21 protein-coding genes are annotated in these 25,435 nt (G+C 74.2%); 11 read left to right on the forward strand and 10 right to left on the reverse strand.

Going from position 1 to position 25,435, the window contains the following annotated elements; translation table 11 throughout:
* Positions 1-2: 2 nt before the first annotated feature.
* The gene (locus K8Z49_RS35960; RefSeq protein WP_412516257.1) at positions 3-3,020 is read left to right on the forward strand and encodes a sacsin N-terminal ATP-binding-like domain-containing protein; all 3,018 of its coding nucleotides are present in this window, start codon (positions 3-5) and stop codon (positions 3,018-3,020) included.
* Here K8Z49_RS35960 and K8Z49_RS35965 read toward each other — a convergent pair.
* Together K8Z49_RS35965 and K8Z49_RS35970 are read right to left on the reverse strand one after the other, a co-directional pair.
* Entirely contained in the window at positions 3,017-3,277 is a 261-nt protein-coding gene (locus K8Z49_RS35965; RefSeq protein WP_075024682.1) for a DUF2530 domain-containing protein, read from the reverse strand. The two genes, K8Z49_RS35960 and K8Z49_RS35965, sit on opposite strands and share 4 nt — an antisense overlap.
* A gap of 4 nt (positions 3,278-3,281) precedes the next feature.
* Positions 3,282-3,845: a TetR-like C-terminal domain-containing protein gene (locus tag K8Z49_RS35970; protein ID WP_021599320.1), complete on the reverse strand. Its 564-nt coding sequence runs from the start codon at positions 3,843-3,845 to the stop codon at positions 3,282-3,284.
* Between the two features lie 108 nt (positions 3,846-3,953).
* Between K8Z49_RS35970 and K8Z49_RS35975 the strand changes: the two genes are divergently transcribed.
* The 3 genes from K8Z49_RS35975 to thpR all read left to right on the forward strand — a co-directional run bounded on the left by K8Z49_RS35975 (position 3,954) and on the right by thpR (position 6,889).
* Positions 3,954-4,421 carry a MarR family transcriptional regulator gene (locus K8Z49_RS35975; RefSeq protein ID WP_024935641.1) on the forward strand — a complete coding sequence of 156 codons (468 nt, stop codon included), beginning with the start codon at positions 3,954-3,956 and terminating at the stop codon, positions 4,419-4,421.
* Positions 4,422-4,942: 521 nt separating this feature from the next.
* Positions 4,943-6,199, forward strand: a complete 1,257-nt coding sequence (locus K8Z49_RS35980) for an MFS transporter (RefSeq protein WP_075024683.1) — start codon at positions 4,943-4,945, stop codon at positions 6,197-6,199.
* Positions 6,200-6,265: 66 nt separating this feature from the next.
* Positions 6,266-6,889, forward strand: coding sequence for an RNA 2',3'-cyclic phosphodiesterase (gene thpR, locus K8Z49_RS35985; RefSeq protein ID WP_021599323.1), 624 nt, complete (start codon positions 6,266-6,268; stop codon positions 6,887-6,889).
* Here the strand turns inward: thpR and K8Z49_RS35990 are convergent.
* The 3 genes from K8Z49_RS35990 to K8Z49_RS36000 all read right to left on the reverse strand — a co-directional run bounded on the left by K8Z49_RS35990 (position 6,826) and on the right by K8Z49_RS36000 (position 10,290).
* Entirely contained in the window at positions 6,826-8,922 is a 2,097-nt protein-coding gene (locus K8Z49_RS35990; protein WP_024935640.1) for a hypothetical protein, read from the reverse strand. The two genes, thpR and K8Z49_RS35990, sit on opposite strands and share 64 nt — an antisense overlap.
* A 128-nt stretch (positions 8,923-9,050) precedes the next feature.
* Positions 9,051-10,085: a hypothetical protein gene (locus K8Z49_RS35995; protein WP_412516258.1), complete on the reverse strand. Its 1,035-nt coding sequence runs from the start codon at positions 10,083-10,085 to the stop codon at positions 9,051-9,053.
* 52 nt (positions 10,086-10,137) lie between these two features.
* Positions 10,138-10,290 (reverse strand): hypothetical protein, encoded by a 153-nt coding sequence (locus tag K8Z49_RS36000; protein WP_021596945.1) that lies wholly within the window; start codon positions 10,288-10,290, stop codon positions 10,138-10,140.
* 16 nt (positions 10,291-10,306) lie between these two features.
* Between K8Z49_RS36000 and K8Z49_RS36005 the strand changes: the two genes are divergently transcribed.
* The gene (locus tag K8Z49_RS36005) at positions 10,307-11,254 is read left to right on the forward strand and encodes a class II glutamine amidotransferase (RefSeq protein WP_021596944.1); all 948 of its coding nucleotides are present in this window, start codon (positions 10,307-10,309) and stop codon (positions 11,252-11,254) included.
* Between the two features lie 227 nt (positions 11,255-11,481).
* On the opposite strand, the gene serC is transcribed toward K8Z49_RS36005, so the two are convergent.
* Both serC and K8Z49_RS36015 read right to left on the reverse strand, forming a co-directional pair.
* Positions 11,482-12,618 carry a phosphoserine transaminase gene (serC, locus tag K8Z49_RS36010; RefSeq protein WP_111832234.1) on the reverse strand — a complete coding sequence of 379 codons (1,137 nt, stop codon included), beginning with the start codon at positions 12,616-12,618 and terminating at the stop codon, positions 11,482-11,484.
* 43 nt (positions 12,619-12,661) lie between these two features.
* Positions 12,662-13,018 carry a hypothetical protein gene (locus K8Z49_RS36015; RefSeq protein WP_021596942.1) on the reverse strand — a complete coding sequence of 119 codons (357 nt, stop codon included), beginning with the start codon at positions 13,016-13,018 and terminating at the stop codon, positions 12,662-12,664.
* Positions 13,019-13,179: 161 nt separating this feature from the next.
* Between K8Z49_RS36015 and K8Z49_RS36020 the strand changes: the two genes are divergently transcribed.
* A complete protein-coding gene (locus K8Z49_RS36020) occupies positions 13,180-16,068 on the forward strand; it encodes a hypothetical protein (RefSeq protein ID WP_412516259.1) in 2,889 nt (962 codons plus the stop codon).
* Positions 16,069-16,154: 86 nt separating this feature from the next.
* On the opposite strand, the gene K8Z49_RS36025 is transcribed toward K8Z49_RS36020, so the two are convergent.
* Positions 16,155-17,258 carry a citrate synthase 2 gene (locus tag K8Z49_RS36025; RefSeq protein ID WP_021596940.1) on the reverse strand — a complete coding sequence of 368 codons (1,104 nt, stop codon included), beginning with the start codon at positions 17,256-17,258 and terminating at the stop codon, positions 16,155-16,157.
* A 126-nt stretch (positions 17,259-17,384) separates the two neighbouring features.
* On the opposite strand from K8Z49_RS36025, the gene pdxH reads away from it, so the two are divergent.
* Positions 17,385-18,095, forward strand: coding sequence for a pyridoxamine 5'-phosphate oxidase (gene pdxH / locus K8Z49_RS36030; protein ID WP_021596939.1), 711 nt, complete (start codon positions 17,385-17,387; stop codon positions 18,093-18,095).
* A complete protein-coding gene (locus K8Z49_RS36035) occupies positions 18,092-19,501 on the forward strand; it encodes an MFS transporter (protein WP_021596938.1) in 1,410 nt (469 codons plus the stop codon). Before pdxH ends, K8Z49_RS36035 begins: the two co-directional genes overlap by 4 nt.
* A 23-nt stretch (positions 19,502-19,524) precedes the next feature.
* On the opposite strand, the gene K8Z49_RS36040 is transcribed toward K8Z49_RS36035, so the two are convergent.
* Positions 19,525-20,229: a UdgX family uracil-DNA binding protein gene (locus tag K8Z49_RS36040; RefSeq protein WP_021596937.1), complete on the reverse strand. Its 705-nt coding sequence runs from the start codon at positions 20,227-20,229 to the stop codon at positions 19,525-19,527.
* 99 nt (positions 20,230-20,328) lie between these two features.
* On the opposite strand from K8Z49_RS36040, the gene K8Z49_RS36045 reads away from it, so the two are divergent.
* From K8Z49_RS36045 to K8Z49_RS36055, 3 genes are all read left to right on the forward strand, one after another.
* Positions 20,329-21,030 carry a metal-dependent transcriptional regulator gene (locus K8Z49_RS36045; protein ID WP_024935638.1) on the forward strand — a complete coding sequence of 234 codons (702 nt, stop codon included), beginning with the start codon at positions 20,329-20,331 and terminating at the stop codon, positions 21,028-21,030.
* A 186-nt stretch (positions 21,031-21,216) separates the two neighbouring features.
* Complete coding sequence (locus tag K8Z49_RS36050; protein ID WP_024935637.1) at positions 21,217-23,544, forward strand: ATP-binding SpoIIE family protein phosphatase; 2,328 nt, start codon at positions 21,217-21,219, stop codon at positions 23,542-23,544.
* Entirely contained in the window at positions 23,544-24,539 is a 996-nt protein-coding gene (locus K8Z49_RS36055; RefSeq protein ID WP_412516260.1) for a zinc-dependent alcohol dehydrogenase family protein, read from the forward strand. Before K8Z49_RS36050 ends, K8Z49_RS36055 begins: the two co-directional genes overlap by 1 nt.
* Positions 24,540-24,549: 10 nt before the next feature.
* Here K8Z49_RS36055 and K8Z49_RS36060 read toward each other — a convergent pair whose 3' ends face one another.
* A complete protein-coding gene (locus tag K8Z49_RS36060; protein ID WP_412516261.1) occupies positions 24,550-25,431 on the reverse strand; it encodes a class I SAM-dependent methyltransferase in 882 nt (293 codons plus the stop codon).
* Positions 25,432-25,435: the final 4 nt, after the last annotated feature.

Below are 25,435 nucleotides of genomic sequence, written 5' to 3' on the forward strand. Positions count from 1 at the left end.
CGATGCCGGACACCAGCCGACTGGACGACGCTTTCGGCGCGCGGACCCTGCGCGAGCGGGTCGTGCGCGCCTGGGGCGAGTCCCCGGCGCGGTTCCGCGAGGACGCCAACGCCGAAGAGGACCACGCCCTCGGCGGTTACCGGGACCGCCTCGTCATCGAGCTGGCCCAGAACGCCGCCGACGCGGCCCTGCGCGCCGGCGTCCCCGGCCATCTGCGGCTGACCCTTCGCACGACCTCGCAGGGCACCGTCCTGACCGCAGCGAACGCCGGCGCCCCGCTGGACGCCGCCGGCGTGGAGGCCCTCTCCACGCTGCGAGCGTCGGCCAAGCGGGACGAGACGGGCACGGCGGGCCGCTTCGGCGTCGGCTTCGCCGCGGTCGTCGCCGTCACCGACGCCCCCGCCATCGCGTCGACGATGCCGTCCGGCCCCGGTCGCGCAGGGGTCGAGTGGTCGCTGCCGCGGGCTCGCGAGCTCGTGGAGGCCGTCCCCGGGCTCGCCGACGAGCTGGAGCGACGGGGCGGGCATGTGCCGTTGCTGCGCCTGCCGTTCGCCATGGAGCAGCCGCCGGAGGTGCCCGCCGGGTTCGACACGGTGGTCCGGCTGCCGTTGCGGGACGAGGCGGTGGCGTCCGTCCGGCGGCAGCTCGACCAGGTCGGCGCGGCGCTCATGCTGGCCCTGCCGGCGCTGGAGCGCGTGGACGTCGACGGAGACGCGCGGACGTTGACCGCCGAACGTCCTGGACCGGGCGAGGTCGTCATCGACGGGGGCGTCTGGCGGACCCTCGAAGCGCACGGGGAGATTCCTGCGGCGCTTCTGGCGGACCGTCCCGTGGAGGAGCGGGGGCGTCCGTTCTGGCAGGTGCGGTGGGCGCTCCCAGAGGACGGGCTCCCGGAAGGGACGCCCAGCGTCCTGCATGCGCCCACGCCCAGTGACGAGCGGCTTGATTTCAACGCGCTGCTCATCGCGTCGTTTCCGCTCGCGCCCGACCGCAGGCATGTCGCCCCTGGGGCATTGACCGAGTTCCTCGCGGATCAGGCCGCGGACGCCTATGTGCGGCTGCTGAGCGATCTGCCCGTCTCGCCCGCCGTGCTCGGGCATGTGCCAGGGCCGGTCGGCGCCGGGGAGCTCGACGCGCGGATCCGGCGCGGGATCCGCGAGCGGCTGCCCGAGGCGCCCCTGCTGCCGCATCGCACGCGCGGGCGGGACGCGCTGGCCGTGGACGCGCCCGCCGCGTTCGTCGAGGTGCTCGGCGGCGAGAATGCCGTGGTCGGCGGGCTGCTGCCGCCGGAGTGGCCCGCGCGGAGCCCGGCGCTGGCCGCGCTCGGGGTCCGGCGGGTGGAGCTGGCCGACGTGATCGATGAGCTGGCCGCTGTGGACCGGGAGCCCGCGTGGTGGCACCGGGCGTACGAGGCGCTCGCCGGGGCCGCCACGGACGCTCTGGGGGCTCTCCCGGTGCCGCTGGCCGGCTCCGGGGCCGATGGCATGCCGTCCGGCGGCGCGGCGGGACGCGTGGTGCGGGGGCCGCGGGGGCTGCTGATCGCGGACGGCGTCGACCCGGCCGGGCTGGACGCGCTCGGGCTGCGGTTCGTCCACCCCGAGGCCGTGCATCCGCTGCTGGTGCGGCTCGGCGCCGTCGAGGCGGGGCCGCGGGCCGTGCTCGCCGACGCGGCCGTCCGGGCGGCCGTCGAGGAGTCGTTCGAGGCCGACGACCCGGACGCGGTCGCCGAGGCCGTGCTGGGGCTGGTCGCCGCCGCGCACGTCGATCCGGGCGAGGAGCCGTGGCTGGCCGAGCTGGCCCTCCCCGGCGACGACGGCGACCTGTACCCGGCGGGCGAGCTGCTGCTGCCGGAGAGCCCGCTGCGGGCGATCATGGCCGAGGACGCCCCGTTCGGCGTGGTCTCCGGCGAGCTGGTCGACCGGTGGGGCGCCGGGACGCTCGCGGCGGCCGGGGTCCTGGACGGGTTCGCCCTCGCCAAGGCCGAGGACGTGAACCTCACGGGCCTCGCGGACGAGGCCGAGACCCTGGACCTCGATGGCGAGGACCTCTGGGCGGACGACGTGCTCAGGCGGATCGGCCCCCAGGACCTTCCGCCGCTCGTCCCCGAGTTCACGGCCGTCCGCGACCTGGAACTCGTCGACGACTGGGCGGCGGCGCTCCGGGTCCTTGCCGGACCGCCGTGGCGAGCCGCGATCGTGGACCCCGCCCACGTCACCCTGCACAACGGCCGGCGGGTGGCCGCCCCGTCCTACACGGCGTGGTGGCTGAGCCGTCACCCCGTCCTGCGCGGCCGCAGGCCGGGCGAGTTCCGCCTGGGCGGGGACGAGTCGCTGGCCGGCCTCTACGACCTCGCGCCGGAAGGCCTGGACGAACGGCTCCTGCTCGCCCTGGGCGTCCGCACGTCGCTCACGGAGCTGCTCGACGAGCCGGGAGGCGCCCAAGAACTGCTCGACCGGCTCGCGGACCCTGGGCGGTCCGTGGCCCGCGCCCAGCTGGGCCGGCTCTGGACGGCCCTGGCCGACGCAGCGGAAGCGGCCGTCGAGCCACCCGACCATGTCCGAGCGGTCGTGGACGGCGCTGTGGAGGTCGTCGACGCGCAGGACGCCCTCGTCCTGGACAGCCCCGACCTCCTGCCGCTCCTCCAGGGCCAGCCGCTCGTCATCGCCGCCCGAGGCCGCGATGGGCGCCTCGCCGAACTCCTGGACCTGCCACGGGCGGGTGACGAGATCCCGGGTGCGGTCGAGTCGGGGGGCGAGAAGCGTCCCGTCCCTGACGCGGTCATGGCCGTCCTACCGGAGGCTCCCGCCGACTACCTCGCGCACGAGCGGCTGGTCGTTGACGGCCAGAACGTCCCCTGGTGGACGAGGGACGGCCAGATGCACGCGAGCAGCGCCGAAGGGCTGGCGCGGGCTCTCGCCTGGTCCAGCGGCCATTGGGGCGACCGCCTCCTGCTGGAGGCCGTCCTGCGCGAGCCGGAATCCCTGCCCGCCCTCCTGGCCGAGGACGACCTGGAGCCCTAGACCGCCGTGTCGCGCTTGGCGGCGCGGGCGGCCTCCTGGCGGGCACGTCCGGCCTGGAGCCGGGGGATGTACCACACGCCGAACAGGCCGATCCCGATGCCGACCCCGCACACCCACAGCCACCACCGGTCTTCCGACGGCAGGCCGACGATGAGCAGCACGACGAGCGCGACCGCCCAGGCGACCGCGCCCGCGGCCGAGATACGGACGTCGTTGGTCTGCATCGGCGGAGGGTCCGGGCGGCGCGGAGGGCTCATGCGATCAGGCTACGTGGCGCGCGCCGTCCAGGCCTCCGGTGATCATGGTGATGAGCAGCTCATAGCTGGCCTCCAGGTCCTCGGGCAGGCCGAAGCCGCCCGCGGCCTCCAGGACGGCGAACCCGTGCACGGCCGAACGCAGGCAGCGCGCCGCGTGGACGAGCGCGGGCCCCTCCAGGGCGTAGCCGCGCAGCGCCCCGAACAGGACGTTGAGCAGCCGCTCCGCCGCCGCGTCGTTCTCCGGCGCGGCCGTCTGCTCCATCGCGCCGTAGCGGCCGGGGTGCTCCACCACGTACGACCGGTACGCGCGCATGAGCGCCCGCAGGGCGTCGTCGCCGGACCGTCCCAGGGCCGCCTCGCCGAGCCGGTCGGTGAGCTCGTTCATGACGCGCACGGTCACCAGGTGTCGCAACTCGGCGAGATTACGGACATGCTTGTACAGGGAGGGGGTCGCCACCCCGGCCCTCCCCGCCACCGCCGCCAGCGTGAGGGCACCGGGACCGCCGGCGTCCACGACGGCGACGGCGGCGTCCACGACCGCCTCCGGGGACAGACCCGCACGGGGCATGGACCACCCACCGTCCTTTCTTTGCACTAGCCGATAGGCTAATGAGGTTAGCGACAGTGTCAAGCGGCGGCGTGGCAGCATGGGCGGCAGTACGGGAGAGCAATGACGATGACAACGCCACCGATCCGGGGCCGCACGGCGTCCGCGCCGGGCCTGGCCGAGGAGCTGCGCATCTCGATCGCGCGGCTGTCGCGCCGGCTGCGCACGCTGCGCCCCTCCGCGGCGGGCGGCGGCCCGAGCCCGCTGTCGCTCACGCAGTTCGCCGCGCTCGCCGCCATCGAGCGGCACGGGTCGATGACGCCCCGCGAGCTGGCCGACCACGAGAAGGTGCAGCCGCCCTCGATGACCCGGGTGATCGCCCACCTGGAGGAGCGCGGCCTCGTCGCGCGCAGCCCGCATCCCACCGACGGCCGCCAGGTCGTCCTCAGCGCCACCGAGGAGGGCGCCGCCCTGCTGGCGGACGAGCGGCGCCGCAAGGAGGCGTGGCTCGCCAAGCGGCTCGGGGAGCTGACCGACGCCGAGCGGGAGATCCTGCGCCGCGCCGCGCCGATCATCGACAAGCTCAGCCGTTCCTGACCGCACGGCCTCAAAGGCGTGGCCCGCGGGTGTGATCGTGCAGACACCCCCTTGCCGGAATGCCGGTTCCGCCCTTACCGTTAGCATTGGTAATGACTTCTGCTAACGAAGGCCCCGGCGAACCCGAGGGGACCGCGACGCGCGGCCCCCGCGGCCGGCGCCCCGTACACCCCGCCCGCGCCGCCGCCCGGACACCCCTCGCCCTCCCACGCAGGCGTCCCGCCCCAGCCCCCACTCGCACCCGCTCCGGCGGAACGTTCCAACCCACCACCCCCGAGCCCGCAGTGCTCGAGGCTGTCGAGCACAAGGCGACCACCGCGAAACCCCCAAAGGACACGGCCTCAGAAGACCCGGCCCCAGCGGACACGGCCCCAGCGGACACGGCCCCAGCGGACACGGCCCCAGCGGACACGGCCCCAGCGGACACGGCGCAGGAAGGCGCGGTCGTAGGCGACGCGGCTAAGGTCGCCAAAGACGTGCCCCTGGACGATGCGGGGGAGCAGTCGGAGCGGCGGCTTGGGATGTTTCGGTCGTTGCGGAATCACAACTTCCGGCTTTACGCCGCGGGGCAGGTCGTCTCGAACACCGGGACGTGGATGCAGCGGGTGGCGCAGGACTGGCTCGTCCTGGAGCTCGCCCATGGCAGCGGCACGGCGCTGGGCATCACCACCGGGCTTCAGTTCCTGCCGATGCTGCTGTTCGGGCTGTGGGGCGGTGTGATCGCCGACCGGTACCCCAAGCGGCGGGTGCTGATGATGACGCAGGTGTCGATGGGCGTGCTCGCGCTCATCCTCGGCGTGCTGGTCGTGACCGGCGCGGCGCAGGTGTGGCACGTGTACCTGCTGGCGTTCGGGCTGGGCGTCGCGACCGTCGTCGACAACCCGTCCCGCCAGGCGTTCGTGGTCGAGATGGTCGGCCGGCGCGACCTGCCGAACGCGATCGCGCTGAACAGCGCCACGTTCAACGGCGCCCGGCTGCTCGGCCCCGCCGTCGCCGGCGTGCTCATCGCCCTCATCGGCACCGGGCCGGTCTTCCTGGTCAACGCGGCGTCGTTCGGCGCCGTCCTGTTCGGCCTGTACGCGATGCGGACGGAGGACCTGCACCACGCGGAGCCGGTCAAGCGGGCCAAGGGGCAGCTCCGCGAGGGGCTCCGGTACGTGCGCGGGCGCCGCGACCTGATGCTCGTCCTGATCCTGGTCGGGTTCCTCGCGACGTTCGGCATGAACTTCACCACCACGGTCGCGCTGGTCGCGAAGGAGGTCTTCCACACCGACGCGTCCGCGTTCGGGCTCGCGTCCAGCATGCTCGCCGTCGGGGCGCTGAGCGGCGCCCTGCTGGCGGCCCGCCGGGTCGCCCGGCCCCGGCTGCGGCTGCTCGTGGCGATGGGCCTGGCGTTCGGCACGCTGGAGGTCCTCACCGGGCTGATGCCGACGTACTGGTCGTTCCTGGCGCTGCTCGTCCCCACCGGCATCGCGATGATGACGATCACGACCGCGGCGAACGCGACCGTCCAGCTCGGCGTCGCGCCCGAGATGCGGGGCCGGGTGATGGCCCTGTACATGCTGGTCTTCCTCGGGACGAACCCGGTCGGCGCCCCCGCGATCGGCTGGCTCGCCGAGCACTACGGGGCGCGGACGGGCCTGGTCCTCGGCGGGCTGGTCTCGGTCCTCGCCGCGCTCGCGGTCGGGGCGCTGGCCCTGCGGCGGGCGCCCGGGGAGGACGGCGACGCGCGCCCCGTCCTGGCCCGGCTCCGCCGCCCGCGGGCCGCCGAAGGGTGACCCCGTTCGCGTGACAAGGGCGACCACCTGCTGAAAAGCTTGCGGCGTGGCCCTCCGGACGCTCTCATGAGGCTTTTCGTGGCGCTCGTGCCGCCACCGGACGTTCTGGACGAGCTCGAAGAGGCCGTCCGGCCGCACACGGACGCGGTCCCCGGGCTGCGCTGGATCCGCCGCGACCTGATGCACGTCACGCTGACGTTCCTCGGCGAGGTGGACGACCGCACTCTGGAGCGGCTGCTGCCCAGGCTGGAGCGGGCGGTCGGCCGGCACGAGCGGATGGCGCTGTCGCTGGCGGGCGCGGGCGCCTTCCCCGGCAGCGGCGCGCACGCCCGCGTCCTGTGGACGGGCCTGTACGGCGACCGCCGCCGCCTGGCGCGGCTCGCCGCGTCCACGACGGCGGCGGGGCGCCGCGTCGGGACGCTCCCGGACAAGCACGCGGGGTTCCGCCCGCACATGACGCTGGCGCGGACACGGCGGCCGGTGGACGTCCGGAGCCTCGTCGAGGCGCTGTCCTCGTTCGCCGGCGCGTCGTGGACGGCCGAGTCCGTCCACCTGATGCGCAGCCGCCTGCCGGGCAAGGACTACAGCCAGGTGACGTACGAGCCGCTGAAGACGTGGTCGCTGCGTCACAGCTCCGGCGGCGGGGGCGCGGGCCGGTCCGCGTCCGGCGGCCCCCAGGGGACGCCGTAGCGCTCGCAGGCGCGGCGCAGGGCGTCCAGGTCGGGCGGGAACGTGATCTGCCTCAGCACCCGGCCGGACGGCCCCCACACCACCAGGCGCGGCATCCGCTCGCCCGCCTCGTCGATGCCGACGCCGCCGATGCGGTCGCGGGTCAGATCCCACTCGACCCTGCCGCGCCGGGTGACCACGGCGACCCCGGCGGACGACACGCGCAGCTGGGACCGGTTGCGGTCGTACAGCCAGTAGCCGAAGAGCCCGATCACCAGCCCCGCCGGCACCGACCAGCTCGCCGTGGCGTTGAAGCCGCCGAGGTCGGGGCCGAGCCAGACCGCGCCCAGCAGCGCCACCGCCTCGCACAGCAGGACGCTCATCCCGTACGTGCCGATGCGGGAGCGGCGGGTCGCGTCCAGGAGCGCGCCCGGCGCGGTGACCGGGCTGGGCGGCGCCGAGGCGGGGAACGTGAGGTCGTGCCCCTCGGCGAGGTCCGGCTGTGCCGCCGGGCCCGCGGCCTGCGCGGGCACGGCCGCCGCTGCGGGCTCCGGATCGGCGGCGAGCGTGGACACGGCCGAGTGGAACGCCGCGCTCAGGTACGCGTCGTACTCGGCGTCGTTGACGGGCAGCCCGGCGCGGCGGGCCGAGTCGCGCAGGTCGGTGCGGGAGATCCGCAGCGCCGACAGGGGCGCGGCGAAGAACTCCTCGCCGTCGGAGTCGTAGAGCCGCACCCACGCGTGCCCGGCGATGGTGAGCAGCTCGATGCCGCCGATGCGGTCCTGCGGCATCTTCAGCACGACGTCGCCGGCGGCGTCCGCCCAGCCGAGCCCGTCGTCGGCGACGACGAGCCGGCCGCCGGGCACCTGCGCGAAGATCTCCGGCAGCCCCTCCAGCCCGTAGTCGGGACGGCGCGGCGCCCGCGCCCCCGGCGTGATGACCCGGTAGCCGTGGTCGTCGAGGGCGTGCGCGAGCTGGAAGCCGTCCAGGCCGTGCGCGGGCAGCCGGGCGACGAGCTCCAGCCGGTGCCCGAACGCGAGTGCGGCGAGGTCGGCGCGGCGCGGCTCGCCGCTCACCGGGTCCAGGCGCAGGCCGGGCCCGACGACGACCGCCGCGACGTCCCCGGCCGGCAGGTTCTGGATCTCGCGGCGGCGGCCGGGACGGGCCCGCACCAGCAGCCGCTCCGCGGTGATCGTCCAGCGGACCTGCGCGGCGCGCAGCAGCCGCCGGCGCGCCGCGAGGACGCCGCCGATCGCGGCCAGCGCCCAGCAGCCCGCGGCGAGCCGGGCGCCGAACTCGCCGGTCCCGTCCACCGCGATCCGGATGATCATGACGCCGCCGAGCAGCGCGGTCAGGGCGCCGAGGGCCACGATCCGGCGGCGGCTCGGGAGCGGCTCGGGCGTGTCCAGGCGCTGCTCGTCGCGCGGCTCGCGGGGTTGGGGCGTCGCGGCGGGGGGCTCGTGCGCCGCCGCCAGCAGCGCCGCCTCCTGGTCCAGCAGGCGCTTCTCCGCCGCGTGGTCGCGCGGCAGCGGCCCGCCGCCCGGGACGTCGTCCTGCAGCCCGGACGCGCGCAGCGCCTCGTCCAGCGCCGGGTCGAGCAGGTCGCTCGCCTCGCCGTCCAGGACGTGCATGGGGATGCCGAGCCGGCGGGCCGTCACGAACACCGCGAGCGGCTCCAGGCCCATCGCCGTCATCCCGCCGACCGCGGTGCGCCCGAACCGGTGGAACACCGTCAGCACGCCGTCGCCGGTGGTGATCGCGAGGCCGTCGATCCGGGACCGCTCGTAGGAGACCATGGTCAGCCCGCCGGGGCCGACGCGTTCGAGACCGGCCGCCGACAGCCGCCAGTAGGGCCGCGGACGGCGGCGGCGCGCGTCCGGGACAGCGCCCAGCAGCCACGGGATCGCGGCCACGGCGCCGATCAGCGCGGCCCACAGCCAGACCGGCCGGATCGGCAGCAGCGCCAGCGCCACCGCGAGGACGGTGAACGGGCCCGCGGCCACGGGGCGCCACCGGCCGCCGGGACCGGCGAGGCCCACCAGCTCATGCTCCACAGTCCGCATCCTCACACGGGTCCCCGCGGGACCGTCGCCCCCTTCCGCGATCCGCTCGCCCGACGGAACCGACTTCCATCGTGCCGGTCAGGTCGGGCGCTCCACTCCCGGCACAACGCTTCCGGGGGTCACTTCCGTTTCCGCTTCAGCCCGTATCCGACGGCCGCCGCGATGCCGAGCGCCAGGAACAGCCCGATCCGGGTGTTGGACGCGTCCCGGCGGCCGTCCTCGGTGTTCCCCGCCGTCCCCGCGTTGCCGGGCGAGGCGGACGGCGACGGCAGCGCCCTCTTTGGCAGCGGCACCCGGTAGACCGGCTGGTTCTTGCCCTCCGACCCGACCAGCAGGGATTCGCCGTCGGCCGCGTAGGTCACCGACTCGCCCTGCGCCTGCGTCGGCAGGTTGATCGACTCCAGCGTCTTGCCGGGCCTGCCGCCGGCTCCGACCGAGTACACGCGGGCGCCGAAGTAGGTGCGGATCACGCAGGTCCGCCCGTCGGGGGAGAACGCGCCGTCGGTCGCGATGGCGGGGGCGTCCCCGACCTTCCGCAGCACGTTGACGCCACCTGTGCGCAGGCGCGCGGGCGCCTCGTAGACCCTGCCGCCGAACAGCTTGCTGACGATGTAGAGCCGGTTCGTCCGCGGATTGATCATGATCGTCTCGGCGTTGCGCGGCCCGTCCTCGTACTTCATCCGGAACCGGGTCGCGCGCAGGGTCTGGCTGCGCAGCCGGGACGGCTCCGGGATCCGGTACACGGTCACGTAGGGCCACGCGCCGCCGAGGTTGTCGCCGATGTCGGCCACGTAGAGGGCCGGACGGCCCCGGCCGTCCTTGCCGATCGCGATGCCCTCCCAGTCGCGGGCGCCCGCGCCGGCGAGGGTGAGGACCGCCCTGACGCCGCCGTCCGGGCCGAGCGCGTAGACCGTCGGGACGCCGCCGGAGTCGTTGTGGGTGTAGACCACCCCGGAATGGCGCGCGCTGGCCGCGAGCCCGCTGGACTCGGTGATCCGCGGGTCCTTGATCGTGAACGCGACCTCGTCGTCGCGGGCCGCGCTCCCCGGGGCCGCGGACGCGGCGGGGGAGAACGCGCACACGGCGGCGCCGGCGACCATGACCGCGACGGCGGCGCGGGATCGGGAACGGGCGGTGGGACGGCGTGCTCGCATGACCTGATCATCCCCGTTCCCCGCCCCGCCGATCATGTGATCCCCGCGCCGGTCAGCTCAGCAGCGCACCGACGACCACGGCCAGGACGAGCGCGGTCAGCACGGTGGGGAGCAGCCATTGGGGCGCGCGGTTCACGACCATGAGCTTATTCGGCCGCGTGCCCGGCGCGAACCGTCCGCCCGTCTTCTGCATCTCATCCTGCATGTGTGGATTGTTCGGGGTGGTGCGCTCGCCCTTCGCCGACGACCCGGGCCGGGCGTCGGACGTGTTCGTCACGCTGGGCGCGCTCGCGGAGGAGCGCGGGACCGACTCGGCCGGCCTGGCGCTGCTCGGCGGGCGTCCGGGGCTCGGCGGGACGGTGCTAGGCGGGCCGGCCGCCGGTGTCGGGGGCTGCCGGGTGGTGAAGGGCCGCGGGCGCTTCTCGGGGATCTGGCGGCCGGAGTTCCTCGCCGAGCTCGACCGGGCGCCCGTCGCGCTCGGCCACACGCGCTGGGCGACGCAGGGCTCCCCCGTCGAGGCGGACAACGCCAGCCCGATGGTCGTCCCCGGCACCGCCGCGGCGTGCCTCGACCGGTCCGCCCGGACGCCGGCCGGCGTCGTCGCCACGCACAACGGCGACATCGACGCCGCCGGCCTGCGCTCGCGGTACGCGCTGCCGCCCGCGGCCGGGACGACCGACAGCGAGCCGCTCTTCCAGCTGCTGGCGGGCTGCCGGACGCCGTCCGACGTCACCCGCGTCCTCGAAGCCGTGGTCGGACGGGTCGCGCTGGCGTGGGTCGACCGCGACCGTCCCACCGAGGTGCACCTGGCCCGCGGCGCGCTCAGCCCGCTGGCCGTGGCCGTGGACACCGACCAGAACATCTACTGGGCGTCGAACCCGGCTTGGTTCCGGGACGTCGAGCGGCACACGCGGGTCCGGTTCGCCACCGTCGTCATGCTGCGCGAGGGCACCTACCTGAAGGTCGGCATGGAACGCCGTCCCGGCCGCCGCGACCTGCCCGAGGTGCTCATGACCGCCGCCTTCGTCCCGACCGCCCGGGACACCGACATGGACCCGCGCGTGTGGACGGGCTTCGCCGACGCCGACGCCGAGCGCGACCGCGCCGGGCTGCTCCACCGGGTCATCGAGCGCGAGGGCGGGACCGGCGGCCTCCTGACCGTGGCTTGAGCGCAGCGAACCGGGGGGTGTGGGGGGTCGTCCCCCCTCGGGCAGGCAGGGCTTGAGCGCAGCGAACCGGGGGGTGTGGGGGGTCGTCCCCCCTCGGGCAGGCAGGGCTTGAGCGCAGCGAACCGGGGGGTGTGGGGGGTCGTCCCCCTCGGGCAGGCAGGGCTTGAGCGAGGGGGAGACTTCCCTCGGGGGTGCGGCGTGGCGCCCCCGAGGGTTTCCGCTCGCCGCTAGAGGCGCTCGACGATGTAGTCGACGCAGGCGGTCAGCGCCTCGACGTCGTCGGGGTCGATCGCCGGGAACATGCCGATGCGCAGTTGGTTGCGGCCGAGCTTGCGGTACGGCTCGGTGTCGACGATCCCGTTGGCGCGCAGCGTCTTGGCGACGACCGCGGCGTCCACGTCGTCGTTGAAGTCGACCGTGCCGACGACCTGCGAGCGCTGCGCCGGGTCGACCACGAACGGCGTCGTGTACGCCGTCTTCTCGGCCCAGGTGTAGAGCCGCTGCGACGAGTCGGCGGTGCGGGACGTCGTCCACTCCAGGCCGCCCTGGCCGTTCATCCACTCGATCTGCTCGGCGAGGAGCAGCAACGTGGCGACGGCCGGGGTGTTGTAGGTCTGGTCCTTGGCGGAGTTGTCCACGACGGTCTTGAGGTTGAAGAACTCGGGGACGTACCGGTCGGACATCGCGATCTCGTCGATGCGCTCCAGCGCCGCCGGGGACGCGAGCGCCACCCAGAGGCCGCCGTCCGCCGCGAAGCTCTTCTGCGGCGCGAAGTAGTAGACGTCGGTCTCCGACACGTCGACGGGCAGGCCGCCCGCACCGGAGGTGGCGTCCACCAGGACGAGCCCCTCCCGCGCCGTCGTCCCGGCGGGGCGCCTGATCGGCATGGCGACGCCGGTCGAGGTCTCGTTGTGGGTGAGCGCGTAGGCGTCGACGTCCTCCTCGGCGGACGCCTCCGGGTGCGTGCCGGGCGGGCCGGAGATGACGGTCGGGTTCCCCAGCCAGGGCGCCCCCGTGGTGACCTTGGCGAACTTGCTGGAGAACTCGCCGAACGTCAGGTGCTGCGAACGCTGCCGGACGAGCCCGAACGCCGCCGCGTCCCAGAACGCCGTGGTGCCGCCGTTGCTGAGCAGGACCTCGTACCCCTCGGGCAGCGAGAAGAGCTGCGCCAGCCCCTCGCGGACGCGTCCCACGAGCGACTTGACCGGCTTCTGCCGGTGGGAGGTGCCCATGTAGGCCGACCCGGACTCGGCCAGTGCCGCGAGCTGCTCGGGCCGGACCTTGGACGGACCGCACCCGAAACGGCCGTCGGCGGGCTTGAGATCGGCGGGAATGTCAATGGCTGGATTCGCACTGTCGGTCACTCACCCGAGGGTATCTGACCTGCGAGGAAGATCGCGGTGCGGGTCACATGCCGAGACGGCGGCGGCGCCAGGCCCAGCTGAGCAGGGCGATGAGGGCCACCGCGCAGACGGCGGCGACGGTGGCGGGCGGGTAGAGCCAGTCGTCGCCCTTGGAGTGGGCCTCGATGGCGGTGTTCGCCGAGTCGTAGGTCAGGAACGCGAGGAGGAGGGCGGCGGCCACCGCGGCGACGCGCCCCGACACCGCGTTGGTACGGCGGCGCCGGGCCTCGCGTTCCGCCTCGTAGCGGCGGAGCTCCTCGGCCGTGTCCGCCTTTCGTGTGTCCGCCTTCCGCGCGTCCGCCGCCGCGCCGGGCGCGGGGCCGATGTCGCCGTCGAGCGGCTCGTCGGGGGCTTCACTCATGGCGCCAATGATGGCAAAGTGGCCGGGTTTCGTGTCCGGACGTGTGATCAGCAAGAACTTTCGATCCTTTTGGCGTTGGACCGCGTCCAACCCCAGAGGGGCGTCGGGGGCGAGATTCGAGGAGCGGCTGGGGGCCGAGGGCGAGAGCGAGGCGTTGGCGCATGGCGGGCGAGGGCGACAGGGTCCTGAGCGAGGACCGGCTGCGCGGGGTGCTCGACCTGTTCGAACGGCTGCGGGAGCGGCCGCCGTGGCGGTGGCGGGAGCGGCTGCGGCCCCTCCTGCTGCTGCTCGGGCCGGGCCGCGCCGCGTCCCACGCCGCCGAGATGCTCAAGTCCCGATGCGAGGACGAGCGGGCGCCGGTGTCGCACATCGCCGCGGAGACGCCCGCCACCGACGTCGCGGGCGTCCTGCGGGAGGCCAAGCGGGAGCTGTCGCAGCCGAGCAGCCGGGCCCGGGGCGAGCCGGCGCTGCGGTTCACGCTGCTGGAGATGGCGCTGTGGCTGCGCGACCTGCGCGAGATCCGGCTCGCGGGGGACCGGCCGCCGCCGCGCGGGGTGTCCTCGGCCGAGCGGGAGAACCATCTGCTGGTGCGGAGGCTGACGCAGCCGCCGGTCGGCGACAACGAGAACGCCCGGCGGCGGGAGCTGAACCGCGTGATCCGGCGGCGCGGGCGGGACGTTCTGCGCGACCTGGAGGAGGTGCGCGGCAGGCCCGCCACGTTCCTGTCGTTCCTGGAGCAGATCGCGCCGATCGGGGTCGCCGCCGTCGCGCTGATCAGCGCCGGGACGGCGGCGGCGCTCGACCTGGCGTCCGCCGTGCTCGCCGCGGTCATCGGGCTGGCGTTCGTGACCGTGCAGATCGTCGCCCGGACGCGCGGCTGGTTCGGGGTGCGCCGGTTCGGCTGGTTCCTCCGGCAGCCCTACGTGGACCGCGACTCCACCGGCTTCCTCGGGTTCGCGCTCGGGGTGTTCGACCCGCGCCCGGTCGAGCCGGACGACCACGGCGAGCAGCTCGACCTGCTGCTCGTGGCCGCGTTCCTGGAGGACCTGCGCCGCTGCTACCGGCGCGACTACCGGCGGGCGGCGTGGGCGCGCGTCCGCTATCCGGTGCTGATCTTCGAGCACCTGTCGGCCGGGCATCCCGGGGTGACGTTCGTGGAGCTGGTCGAGCGGGTCCGCGCCGACAGCCAGGCGAGCGACGGGCTGGCCGGCTTCGACCCGCTCGTCGTGGTCGCCGGCGTCGACCCGACCGCCCCCGCCGACGACGACCCGTCCGCCCCGTCCGGGCCGCGGCTGGTCGACCGGCTCGCGCAGGCCGTGCGGGTGGACATGTCGTCGGGCGAGCCGCAGAGCGTCATCGCCGCGCGCGGCCTGTGGGACCGCTACACGCGGGAGCAGCGGCGCGTCGGCGCCCTCGGCTCGCGCCGGGAGCTGCGCGTCGACATCACCCGCGACCCGGGCGGCGACCTGCCGCCCGTCCGGCCGGTGCGGCGCCGCCCGCGGATCGCCCATCCGGCGCTGCCGTGGATCGCGATGGTCGCGGTCGCCGCCGCGTCCATCACGGTGATCTCCGTCCAGGCGGTGCGGTACTGCTCGCCGTTCGGCATCCGGCGGATGGCGAACGGCGAGTGCGTCGGCCTCACCGACGGGTCGTACCGCTTCGGCCCGGACTCCGGCGGCGAGAACAACGACAACCGGCTGAACAAGGTCCTGGACGCGATCGAGTCGCAGAACGACCACGTCAAGGAGTCCGGCAAGCCGCACGCGACGGTCGTCTACCTGGGCCCGGTGACGGCCGACCCGTCCATCAAGAACAAGCGGATCGACCTGCTCGCCGGGGTGCAGGGCGAGCTGATCGGGCTGGCGATCGCGCAGCAGCGGTTCAACGACGCCGCCGAGGGCGACGACCTGCGGCTGCGGGTGCTGATCGCCAACGCGGGCGCCAGGTTCCGCTACGCCGTGCACGTCGCCCAGCAGATCCGCGACCTCGCGCTGAAGGACCGCTCCATCGTCGCGGTCATCGGGTTCGAGCAGAGCCGGCGGCAGACGCAGGACGCGATCAGGCTGCTGGCCAAGTCGGCGCTGCCGCTGGTCGGGACCGCCAACAGCTACGACGGGACGGCCCTGCTCGACGGCGACGCCGGCTTCTCGCCCTACTACTTCCGGCTCGCGTCCCCGAACGCGCGGACGGCCGAGCACGCCGCGTACTGGGCGCGGCACGGCGCCGTCGGCGGGACGAAGGCGGACGACGCGGTGGTCATCTACGACGGCGACCCCGACGACATCTACAGCGCGAACCTGGCGGACGACTTCCGGAAGTCGTTCCGGCCCGGCAAGGCGCTCATGCGGCCGTACAAGAACCCGGGCGAGCTGAACAAGGCGGTCCGGGAGGCGTGCCGGAACCAGCCCGACCTGTTCTACTACGCGGGCAGGTCGGACGAGTTCCGCTCGTTCATCAACGTCCTGGAGCTGTCCTGCCCGAAGCGCCCGCTGGTCCTCGCGGACGACGAGATCGCCAAGTACGTCAGCGACAACGCCGAGGACATCGGCCGCAAGGGCACCTTCGACCTGTACTTCACGCCGCTGGCCGCGCGGGAGGCGTGGACGCGGCGCTGGATCGGCGACCAGCCGCCGCAGACGTTCTACTCCGACTACGACCCGGCCGTCCGGAAGATGACCGACCACGACGACGCGACCGGGCGGCGGCCGTCCATCACCCGCGCCGCCGTCAGCTACGACGCGGCGACCCTCGTCGCGACCGTGGCGAGCAGGGTGTACTGGCAGGAGGAGGCGCTGCCGTCGGCGGGCTCGGTGTTCGCCGCGCTGAACGACCCGGACCACGACGTCCTGCCCAACGGGGCGAGCGGCGTCCTGCGGTTCGGCTCGCGCGCCACCGGCCACCAGGTCATCGACCGCCCGGTGATCCTCGCGACGATCAAGCGGGACGGCACGACCGAGGTCCGGCAGGTGTGCGGCCGCCTCATCGCGGGCGAGCAGGGGAAGGCCGACTGCCCGCCCGGGGACGGGCGGAGCGGCGCGCCGTCCCAGTGACCCCGGGCACGGCGGAGCGGCCCCGGGCACGGCAAAGGCCCCCGGTCCGGCCGGGGGCCTCAGGCGCGTCCTGCGGGGGTGGGGGGTCAGCGCTTGAGGATCTCCGCTGCGCCGCGCACGTCGGTGAGCGAGCGGCTCCCGGGGCCCGTGTAGCGGGCGCTCGGCCGGACGAGGCGCCCGGTGCGCTTCTGCTCCAGGATGTGCGCCGCCCAGCCCGCGGTGCGGCCGCAGGTGAACATCGCGGGCATCATCGCGGTCGGGACCTCGGCGAAGTCCAGGATCACCGCGGCCCAGAACTCCACGTTCGTCTCGATCGGGCGGTCCGGGCGGCGCTCGCGCAGCTCGGCGAGGGCCGCGTCCTCCAGGGCCTTGGCGGCCTCGAAGCGCGGCGCGTCCAGCTCCTTGGCGGTGCGGCGCAGCACCCGGGCGCGCGGGTCCTCGGCGCGGTAGACGCGGTGCCCGAAGCCCATCAGCCGATCGCCGGAGTCGAGGATGTTCGTGACGACCTTGCGGGCGTCGCCGAGCTGCTCGACCTTCTCGATCATCGGCAGGACGCGGGCCGGCGCGCCGCCGTGCAGCGGGCCGGACATGGCGCCGATCGCGCCGGAGATGCTGGCCGCCACGTCGGCGCCGGTGGAGGCGATGACGCGAGCGGTGAAGGTGGAGGCGTTCATGCCGTGCTCGGCGGCGGAGACCCAGTACGCGTCGATGGCCCGCACGTGCTTGGGGTCGGGCTCACCGCGCCAGCGGACCATGAACCGCTCGGTGATCGTCTTCGCCTCGTCGATCCGGTCCTGGGAGACCATCGGCACGCCGACGCCCCGCGCGGACTGCGCGACGAACGACAGGGCCGTGACCGACACCCGCGCGAGGTCGGCGCGGGCCTGCTCGTCGGAGATGTCGAGCAGCGGCCGCATCCCGTACGCGGTGGCGAGGGTGGGGAGGGAGCTCTGCACGTCGACCCGCACGTCGCCGGAGGTGACCGGGAGCAGGTGCGGGTCGGCGGGGGCCAGTCCCGGGTCGAAGCTGTCGTCCACCAGGAGCCCCCAGGCGTCGCCGAAGGAGACGCGGCCGACGAGTTCCTCGATGTCGACGCCCCGGTAACGGAGGGCGCCGCCCTCCTTGTCCGGTTCGGCGATCTCCGTCTCGAAGGCGACGACCCCCTCGAGACCGGGTTTGAAGTCGGACATGTCGTCCTGCCTTTCGTCCCCAAGAGTGATAAGGCGGTGCCGTGCCATTGAACCTTGTCCGCCTTACCGACCAGTACCCAGGGGTCATGTGAGTTGCACAAGAACCAGGTGAGAGGCTCAGACGCTGTGAGTTCCCCAACGCCCGACCCTGCACGGCTCCGCAGATCCTACGAGGGGGGCGAACTGTCGGAGCCGGCGCTCCCCGCCGATCCGCTCGCGCTGTTCGCGGCGTGGTTCGCCGACGTGCACGCCTCCGGGCTGGTCGAGCCGAACGCGATGATCCTCGCGACCGCGTCCGGCGACGGCGTCCCGAGCGCCCGGACCGTCCTGCTCAAGGGGTACGGGCCGCAGGGGTTCCGGTTCTTCACGAATCTGACGTCCCACAAGGGCCGCGATCTCGCCGAGAACCCGCGCGCGGCGCTGGTTTTCCCCTGGCATCCCATGTACCGGCAGGTGCGCGTCGCCGGACCGGTGTTCGAGCTGTCGCGGGACGAGGTGGCCGCCTACTTCCGGACGCGCCCGTACGGGTCGCGGCTCGGCGCGTGGGCCAGCGAGAACCAGTCCGGCGTCATCTCCGGACGGGACGAGCTGGAGCGCCGCTACGCCGAGGCCGCCCGGCGGTGGCCGGACCCGGCGGAGGGACGGGCCCCGGGAGCGCCGGACGACGACGGGGCGGACGCCGTCCCGCTGCCGGACTTCTGGGGCGGCTACCGCGTCGTCCCGGAGTCGGTCGAGTTCTGGCAGGGCCGCCGCGACCGGCTCCACGACCGCATCCGCTACCGCAGGGCGACCCCATCGGATCCGGGAGAATGGACGGTCGAGAGACTGTCTCCGTGACGGAACAGCAGCCAACCCCCGGCGACGGTCCTGACAGCGGCACGTCAGCGGCGTCCGGTACGTCCGGCAACTCCGGCAAATCCGGAAAGTCTGAGACCACCGACCCCGCCCCCGGACCGGAGGAGCCCGCGAGACCCGGCGGGACGGCGCGCCGGGGACGCCTGCGCGGCCTGGCGATCGACACCCGGCCGCTCGCGCTTCCCGCCTTCCGCCGGCTGTGGCTCGGGCAGGGCGTGTCGTTCATCGGCTTCCAGGTCACCGCGGTGGCCGTCCCGGTCCAGGTGTACGACATGACCCGGTCGTCGTTCTGGGTCGGCGTGCTCGGGTTCGTCAACCTCGTCCCGCTGATCGTGTTCGGGCTGTGGGGCGGCGCGGTCGCCGACCACGTCGACCGGCGCAGGCTGCTGTTCGTCGCGTCCTGCGTGATGTGGGTCGCGACGCTGCTCCTCCTCGTCCAGGCGCTGCTCGGCATCGAGAACCTCGCCCTGATCATGGCGGTGGTGGCGATCCAGGCGATCGGGTTCGCGGTGTCCTCGCCGACCCGCAGCGCGATCATCCCCCGGCTGTTCGACGCGCGGCTCGTCCCCGCCGCCAACACCCTGAACTTCACGATCCTGCAAGGCGGCGGGCTGGCCGGGCCGCTGTTCGCGGGCGTCATCCTCGCGCGCTGGAGCTACGGCGCGGCCTACGCGCTGGACGCCGTGCTGTTCACCGTCGCGCTGTACGCGGCGCTGCGGCTCCCCGCCATCCCGCCGCTCGCCGACACCGGCCGCGCCCCGGGCCTGCGGTCGGTGTTCGACGGGCTCCGGTTCCTGTCCACGCAGCCGGTGCTGATGATGTCGTTCGTCGTGGACATCATCGCGATGGCGATCGCGATGCCGCGGGCCCTGTTCCCCGAGGTCGCCGAGACCCGCTTCGGCGGCGAGGGGGCGGTCGGGTACCTGTTCGCCGCGATCGCGATCGGCGCCTTCCTCGGCGGGCTGTCGTCCGGCTGGATCGGACGGGTGCACCGGCAGGGGATCGCCCTCGTCGTGTCCATCGCGATCTGGGGCCTGGCCGTGGCCGCCGCCGGGCTGTCCCACCAGCTGTGGCTGGTGGTGGTCCTGCTCGCCGTCGGCGGCGCGGCCGACCTGGTCTCGTCGGTTTTTCGCCAGACGATGCTCCAGACGTACGCGCCGGACGAGATGCGGGGCCGGCTGCAGGGCGTCTTCACCGTCGTCGTCGCGGGCGGTCCGCGGCTCGGGGACGTCCGGGCGGGCGCGACCGCCAGCCTCGCCGGGGCCACCGCGTCGTGGGTGGGCGGCGGCCTGGCCTGTGCCGTGCTGGTGGTCGTCGCGGGCTTCGCCGTCCCCGCCCTGCTCCGCTACGACACCCGCACCGCCCAGACCGTGTCGGTGAAGGGCTGATCTGTCGATGAAGGGCTGAGGCGTCAGTGCAGGGCTGAGGCGGCGACCTTCAGGTCGTCCAGCAGGCCCTGGTACATCGCCTCGCGGTCGTCGGCGCGCAGGACGGCGGACGGGTGGACCGTCGCGAGCAGCCGCGCGCCGCCCGTGCCCGCGGGCGCGTCCTCGATCTCCCGAGCGGCGGCCGGGGTGCCGAGCGTCTCCAGATCGGGCATCGGGAACAGGCGCCCGCGCTGCTTCGTCACCCGGAACGAGGACCCGAGCAGCGCCTTGCCGGCCGTGGCGCCCAGGACGACGACCACGTCCGGGTCGAGAAGCCGCAGTTCCGCCAGGAGCCAGGGGCGGCACGCCCGCATCTCGCCCGCGTTCGGCGGTTCGTGGATGCGCCGCTTGCCGCCTTCCTGCCTCTTGAACTTGAAGTGCTTCACGGCGTTGGTGATGTAGACGTCGCCGCGCTCGATCCCGGCCTCTTCAAGTACCTGGTCGAGGACGCGTCCGGCGGGGCCGACGAACGGGTGGCCCTTGCGGTCCTCCTGGTCACCCGGCTGTTCTCCGACGAGCACGACCCGGCCTCCGGGGGAGCCCTCACCGAAGACCGTCTGCGTGGCGTTCCGGTAGAGGCCGCACCCCTGGCACCCGGCCGCCGCCTCGCGCAGCGCGTCCAGATCGGACCGCTCCTCGGGCGTCTCTGGCAGGAACGCTTCCGCGTCCTGGGAAGGTTTCGCGTTCATCTTGCGTTTCCCAGTACCCGGCTTCACGGGGATATTCGGGGGACCCGGCGACGTGGGGTCCGAGCAAGTAGACTTCCGACCATAAGACTGGAGGGAGCTGTGACCTCACACGGCCTTATCGATACCACGGAGATGTACCTCCGGACGGTTTTCGAGCTCGAAGAGGAGGGGATCATTCCCCTTCGCGCGCGCATCGCGGAGCGGCTCTCCCAGAGCGGCCCGACGGTGAGCCAGACGGTCGCGCGGATGGAACGCGACGGGCTCCTGCGGGTCGAGGGCGATCGGCATCTGGAGCTGACCGAGGAAGGTCGCGGCCTCGCCACGCGGGTCATGCGCAAGCACAGGCTCGCCGAATGCCTGCTGGTCAACGTCATCGGACTGCCCTGGGAGGACGTCCACATCGAGGCGTGCCGGTGGGAGCACGTGATGTCGGAGGACGTCGAGCGCCGCCTCGTCGCGCTGCTGGACAACCCGACCACCTGCCCGCACGGCAACCCGATCCCCGGCCTGGACGAGCTCGGCGGGCACGGCGACGACACCGAGACCGCGCCGCTGTCGGTGATGACCGCGGTGGCGAGCCCGGCGGGCGCCGGCGCGGTGATCAGGCGGATCAGCGAGCAGGTGCAGAGCGACAGCGACCTGATGCTTAGACTCAAGCAGATAGGGATACAACCGGGACGAGAGGTGATTCTCCGGGCGACCGATGACGGGGTACGGGTGATCAGTGACGACGAGGACGACAGTCCAGCGACCGAGCTGCAGCGCGACATCGCCGAGCACGTCTTCGTCAGCAGGCGCTGACACGGTCGGCGTGCGAGCATCCGTCCCGACGGTCTATACCGAAGATCTCCATAACACCGCGCGTTCCGGGCGTATCCCGGCGGCCTGTTCGTCGTTCAATACGACGAGGCGGATACGCAAGAGGTCGATGCCGCGACGCCCGGTGATCATCGGGGCGGGGATGGCGAGTGTTACCGGGATGGGGAGATGAACGAGTGGGGGGAAGCGCCTGACGAGGCGTATCTGCCGCCCGAGACCGTCCTCAGCCAGATGGAGATGGCGGTCATCGTCTGCGACCGCTTCAGCAACGTCATCTACGGCAACGCCTTCGCGCGCCAGCTGTTCGGGTTCGGCGGCGACGAGATCATCGGCCACTCCGTCCTCTCGCTCGGCATCGCCGAGGAGGACCACGAGCAGGCGACCGAGCTGGCCAGGCACGTCCTGAAGGGCGGCGTCTGGGAGGGGACGTTCTGCAACCTGCGCGCCGACGGCACCACCGTCTACACCCGCGCGCACGCCGTCCCGCTGCGGCACCCGTCCGGCGCCGTCGACGGCGTCGTGATCTTCGCGCGCGAGGCGCTGCGCTCCAACCAGCGCGAGCAGGACCGCTACGGCCTGATGGAGCGGATCGGGGAGCGGCTCGCCGGGTCCCTGGAGCTGGAGAGCACCCTGCGCCGGGTCGCCGACACCCTCGTCCCGCAGTTCGCCGACCACTGCTTCATCGACCTGTACAGCAGCGACCGGCTCCACCGCCGGGTGTCCCGGCACGCGGGCGACTGGACGCCGCCGCCCGGCACGTGGGCGGAGGTCGGCGAGCCCGTCTCCTACCCGGCCGGCCACCCGAGCGCCAAGGCGATGGACCGCCGCGACGCCGTCCTCGTCGAGGACATGATCCAGCACCGCTACACCGCGCCGGCCGAGCCGTCCCAGCGGTTCGGCGACGAGATGGGCATCACCTCGCTGATCTCCGCGCCGCTGCTGGTGCGCGGCGAGCTGCTCGGCGTGATGAGCCTGGCGCTGTCGAACCTGTCCAAGCGGCCCGACCCGCACTACGACGGCTTCGACCGCGACCTGATCGGCGCCATCGCCAGCCGGGTGGCGCTCGCCGTCGACAACGCGCTGCTGTTCGAGGAGGAGCGCGACACCGCGCTCGCCTTCCAGAAGCACCTGCTGCCCGGCGACCGGCCGCCCCCGCTGGACGGCCTGCAGATCGCGTGGCGGTACGAGCCGGCCCGCCCGCTGGAGTCGCACGGGCACGGCATCCAGACCCAGGTCGGCGGCGACTGGTACGACGTCATCCCGCTGTCGGCGGGCCGCGTCGGCCTCGTCATCGGCGACGTCGAGGGCCGCGGGGCCCGCGCCGCCGCCGTGATGGGCCAGCTCCGCGCCGCGCTGCGCGCCTTCGCGCAGGACGACAAGCCGCCCGCCGACATCCTGCGCAAGCTGGACGAGTGGGTCCGGACGATGACGCGGCCCGAGCGGATGCGGTCCGGCTGGAACAGCGACGACCTCGTCCGCCCGCCGCTGGTGTCCTGCACGTACTTCGTGTACGACGCGTGGTCGCGGGTCCTGGAGTTCGCCAACGCCGGGCACGACCCGCCCCTGCTGATCGTGGACGGCGAGGTCGGCGAGCTGCCGTTCGAGAGCGAGGGCGGCATGCTCGGCCTGCGCGCGCCCGGCATGGGCGGCGAGATCCTCTTCAACGAGGAGACGACCGAGCTCAAGCCCGGTTCGACGCTCGTCCTCTACACCGACGGCCTCATCGACCGGCGGCCCCGCGACGACGGCGAGCACTACACCCGCGAGGAGTCGCGGGAGATGGTCCGCGCGGCCGTCGCCAAGGTCGCCCGCGGCGGCGTCGAGGCGATCGCCAACGCCGCCTACGACGCGGTGCCGGGCGACATCGACGACGACGTCGCCATCGTGGTGATCCGCACCGCCGGAGAGGAGCTGGCCGTCGAGGAGCGCACCTTCACCGCCGAGCCGATCATGGTGTCGGAGGCGCGCCGGATGGCCGCCGACGCGTTCGCCGGCTGGGGGATGCTCGACGAGCAGGCCGAGCTGGCGTGCCTGCTGGTGTCGGAGGTCGTCACCAACGTCGTCCTGCACGCCACCGCGACGCCGACGCCGCGCCGCGAGATGGCCGTCCCGGTCCCGGCGGGCCCGCCGGGGCGCGGCGGCGAGCCGCTCGGCGCGCCGCCGCCCGTGCAGTTCAACACCGACTTCGGCGCGCTGGACGGCGACCCGTTCGAGGGCGGCGCGTTCGACGAGGACGACTGGAACCTCGGCGCCGAGCTCGGCCGCCGCGAGCCGCCCACCAAGGAGTTCCGGCTCCGGCTGCGGCGCGGCAACGACGCGATCTGGGTCGAGGTGTTCGACTCCGACATGCGGCTGCCCCGGATCCGCAGCGCCGGCGAGACCGACGAGGGCGGGCGCGGCCTGTACCTCGTCGACCAGCTCGCCACCCGCTGGGGCGCCCGGCCGACGGCGGACGGCAAGGCCGTCTGGTTCGAGCTGCCGCTGACGCCGCCCTGATGCGCGCGTGGGCGGTCCGCGAGCCGGCACCGATCGCGGAGAGGCCGCTGCGGCGGGCCGACCGCGAGGTGCCGTCCCCCGGCCCCGGCGACCTGCTGGTGCGGGTGCTCGCGTGCGGCGTCTGCCGGACGGACCTGCACGTCGCCGAGGGCGACCTGCCCGTCCACCTGCCGGGGGTGACGCCCGGCCACGAGATCGTCGGCGAGGTCGTGGCCGCCGGCCCCGGCTGCCTGCACGGCACCGGCGACCGCGTCGGGGTAGCGTGGCTGCGCGGGACGTGCGGCGCCTGCCGGTTCTGCCGCCGCGGCGCCGAGAACCTCTGCCCGGCGTCGGTGTACACCGGCTGGGACGCGCACGGCGGCTACGCCGAGTACGCGGTCGCCATCGACGCCTACACCTACGCGCTGCCCGCCGAGCTGGACGACGTCCGCGCCGCGCCGCTGCTGTGCGCGGGGATCATCGGGTACCGGGCGCTGCGGCGCGCGGCGCTGCCGCCGGGCGGGCGGCTCGGCATCTGGGGGTTCGGCGGCTCCGCGCACCTGGCCGCGCAGATCGCCGTCGCCGAGGGCGCCGACGTGCACGTCTTCACCCGCAGCCCGGCCGCCCGCGAGCTGGCCCGCGACCTCGGCGCCTCATGGGCGGGCGACTCGTTCGACGCCGGCCCGGCGCCGCTCGACTCGGCGATCGTCTTCGCGCCGGCGGGGGAGCTGGTCGCGGCGGCGCTGGAACGCCTCGACCGCGGCGGGACGTGCGCGATCGCCGGGATACACCTGAGCGACGTCCCGTCCCTGGACTACCAGCGGTATCTGTTCCAGGAGCGGCAGGTCCGCTCGGTGACGGCGAACACGCGGGCGGACGGCGAGGAGTTCCTGAAGCTCGCGGCGCGCCTGGACGTCGCCGTCACGACGCACGCCTACGGGCTGGACGAGGCGGACCGGGCCTTGGCCGACCTGGCGGCGGACCGGTTCACCGGCGCGGCCGTGCTCATCCCGTAGATCGTCTCGTCTAGGGGATCGGCTCGGCGGCCACGTGCGCCCAGGACTGGGTGAACCAGAGCTCGCCGCCGATGATGCGGGGCTTGGAGCCGGTGCGGGGGCCGCCGTCCACCTCGCTGAGGAGGGCGGTGCGGATCCGCTCGGCCGCCGCCTCGCCGGTCCCGGCGAGCCACGGCTCCACGGGGCGCTCCACGGTGAACACGTCCAGGCGCCGGATGCTCCCGCCCGCCGAGGTGATCATCTCGGTGAGCCGGGCGATGGACGGGGTGCCGGGGTGGCCGGGGTCGCGGAGCCGCTCGATCCGGTCGCGCTCGGGCCCGGCGAGGTTGCCGCGGACGAGGTCGGCGATGACGACCCGGCCGCCGGGCCGGCACACCCGCAGCAGCTCGCGCAGGACGTGGTCGGGGTCGCCCAGGTTGTAGAGCGAGAAACGGGCCGTCACCAGGGAGAACGAGTTGTCCCGGTAGGGCAGCGCGGCGGCGTCCGCCTTGATCGTGGTGCGCTGGTCGGGGCCGCCGCGGCGCGGTCTGCGCTCCTCGCGCGTCGCGGACGCGGGCAACAGGTCGCCGTCGGCCCGGGTGCCGCCCGCGGTGCGGCCGCGCACCTCGCGGGTGCGGGCGTCGCCGGTGATGCGGACCGGGCCCGTCCCGAACTCGACCGTCCCCATCCGGCCGCCGTCGCGGTGCCGGTCGGCCGCGGACGGCGCCGGCATCGCGTCCACCGCGGTCATGTGCCGGACCTGGGGGCCGAGCGCGGCCGGCATCGGGCCGCCGCCGCGGGCCACGTCCAGGCAGACGTCGTCGCGGTCGGGCTCGACGAACTCCAGCAGGCGCCTGAGGTGCGGGGCGATCGTGCCACCGGTCTCCTGGACGGTGGTCGCCGGATGCGGCACGGGT

Origin of the sequence: Actinomadura madurae (assembly GCF_047130825.1) — a bacterium.
GTDB lineage: Bacteria > Actinomycetota > Actinomycetes > Streptosporangiales > Streptosporangiaceae > Spirillospora > Spirillospora madurae.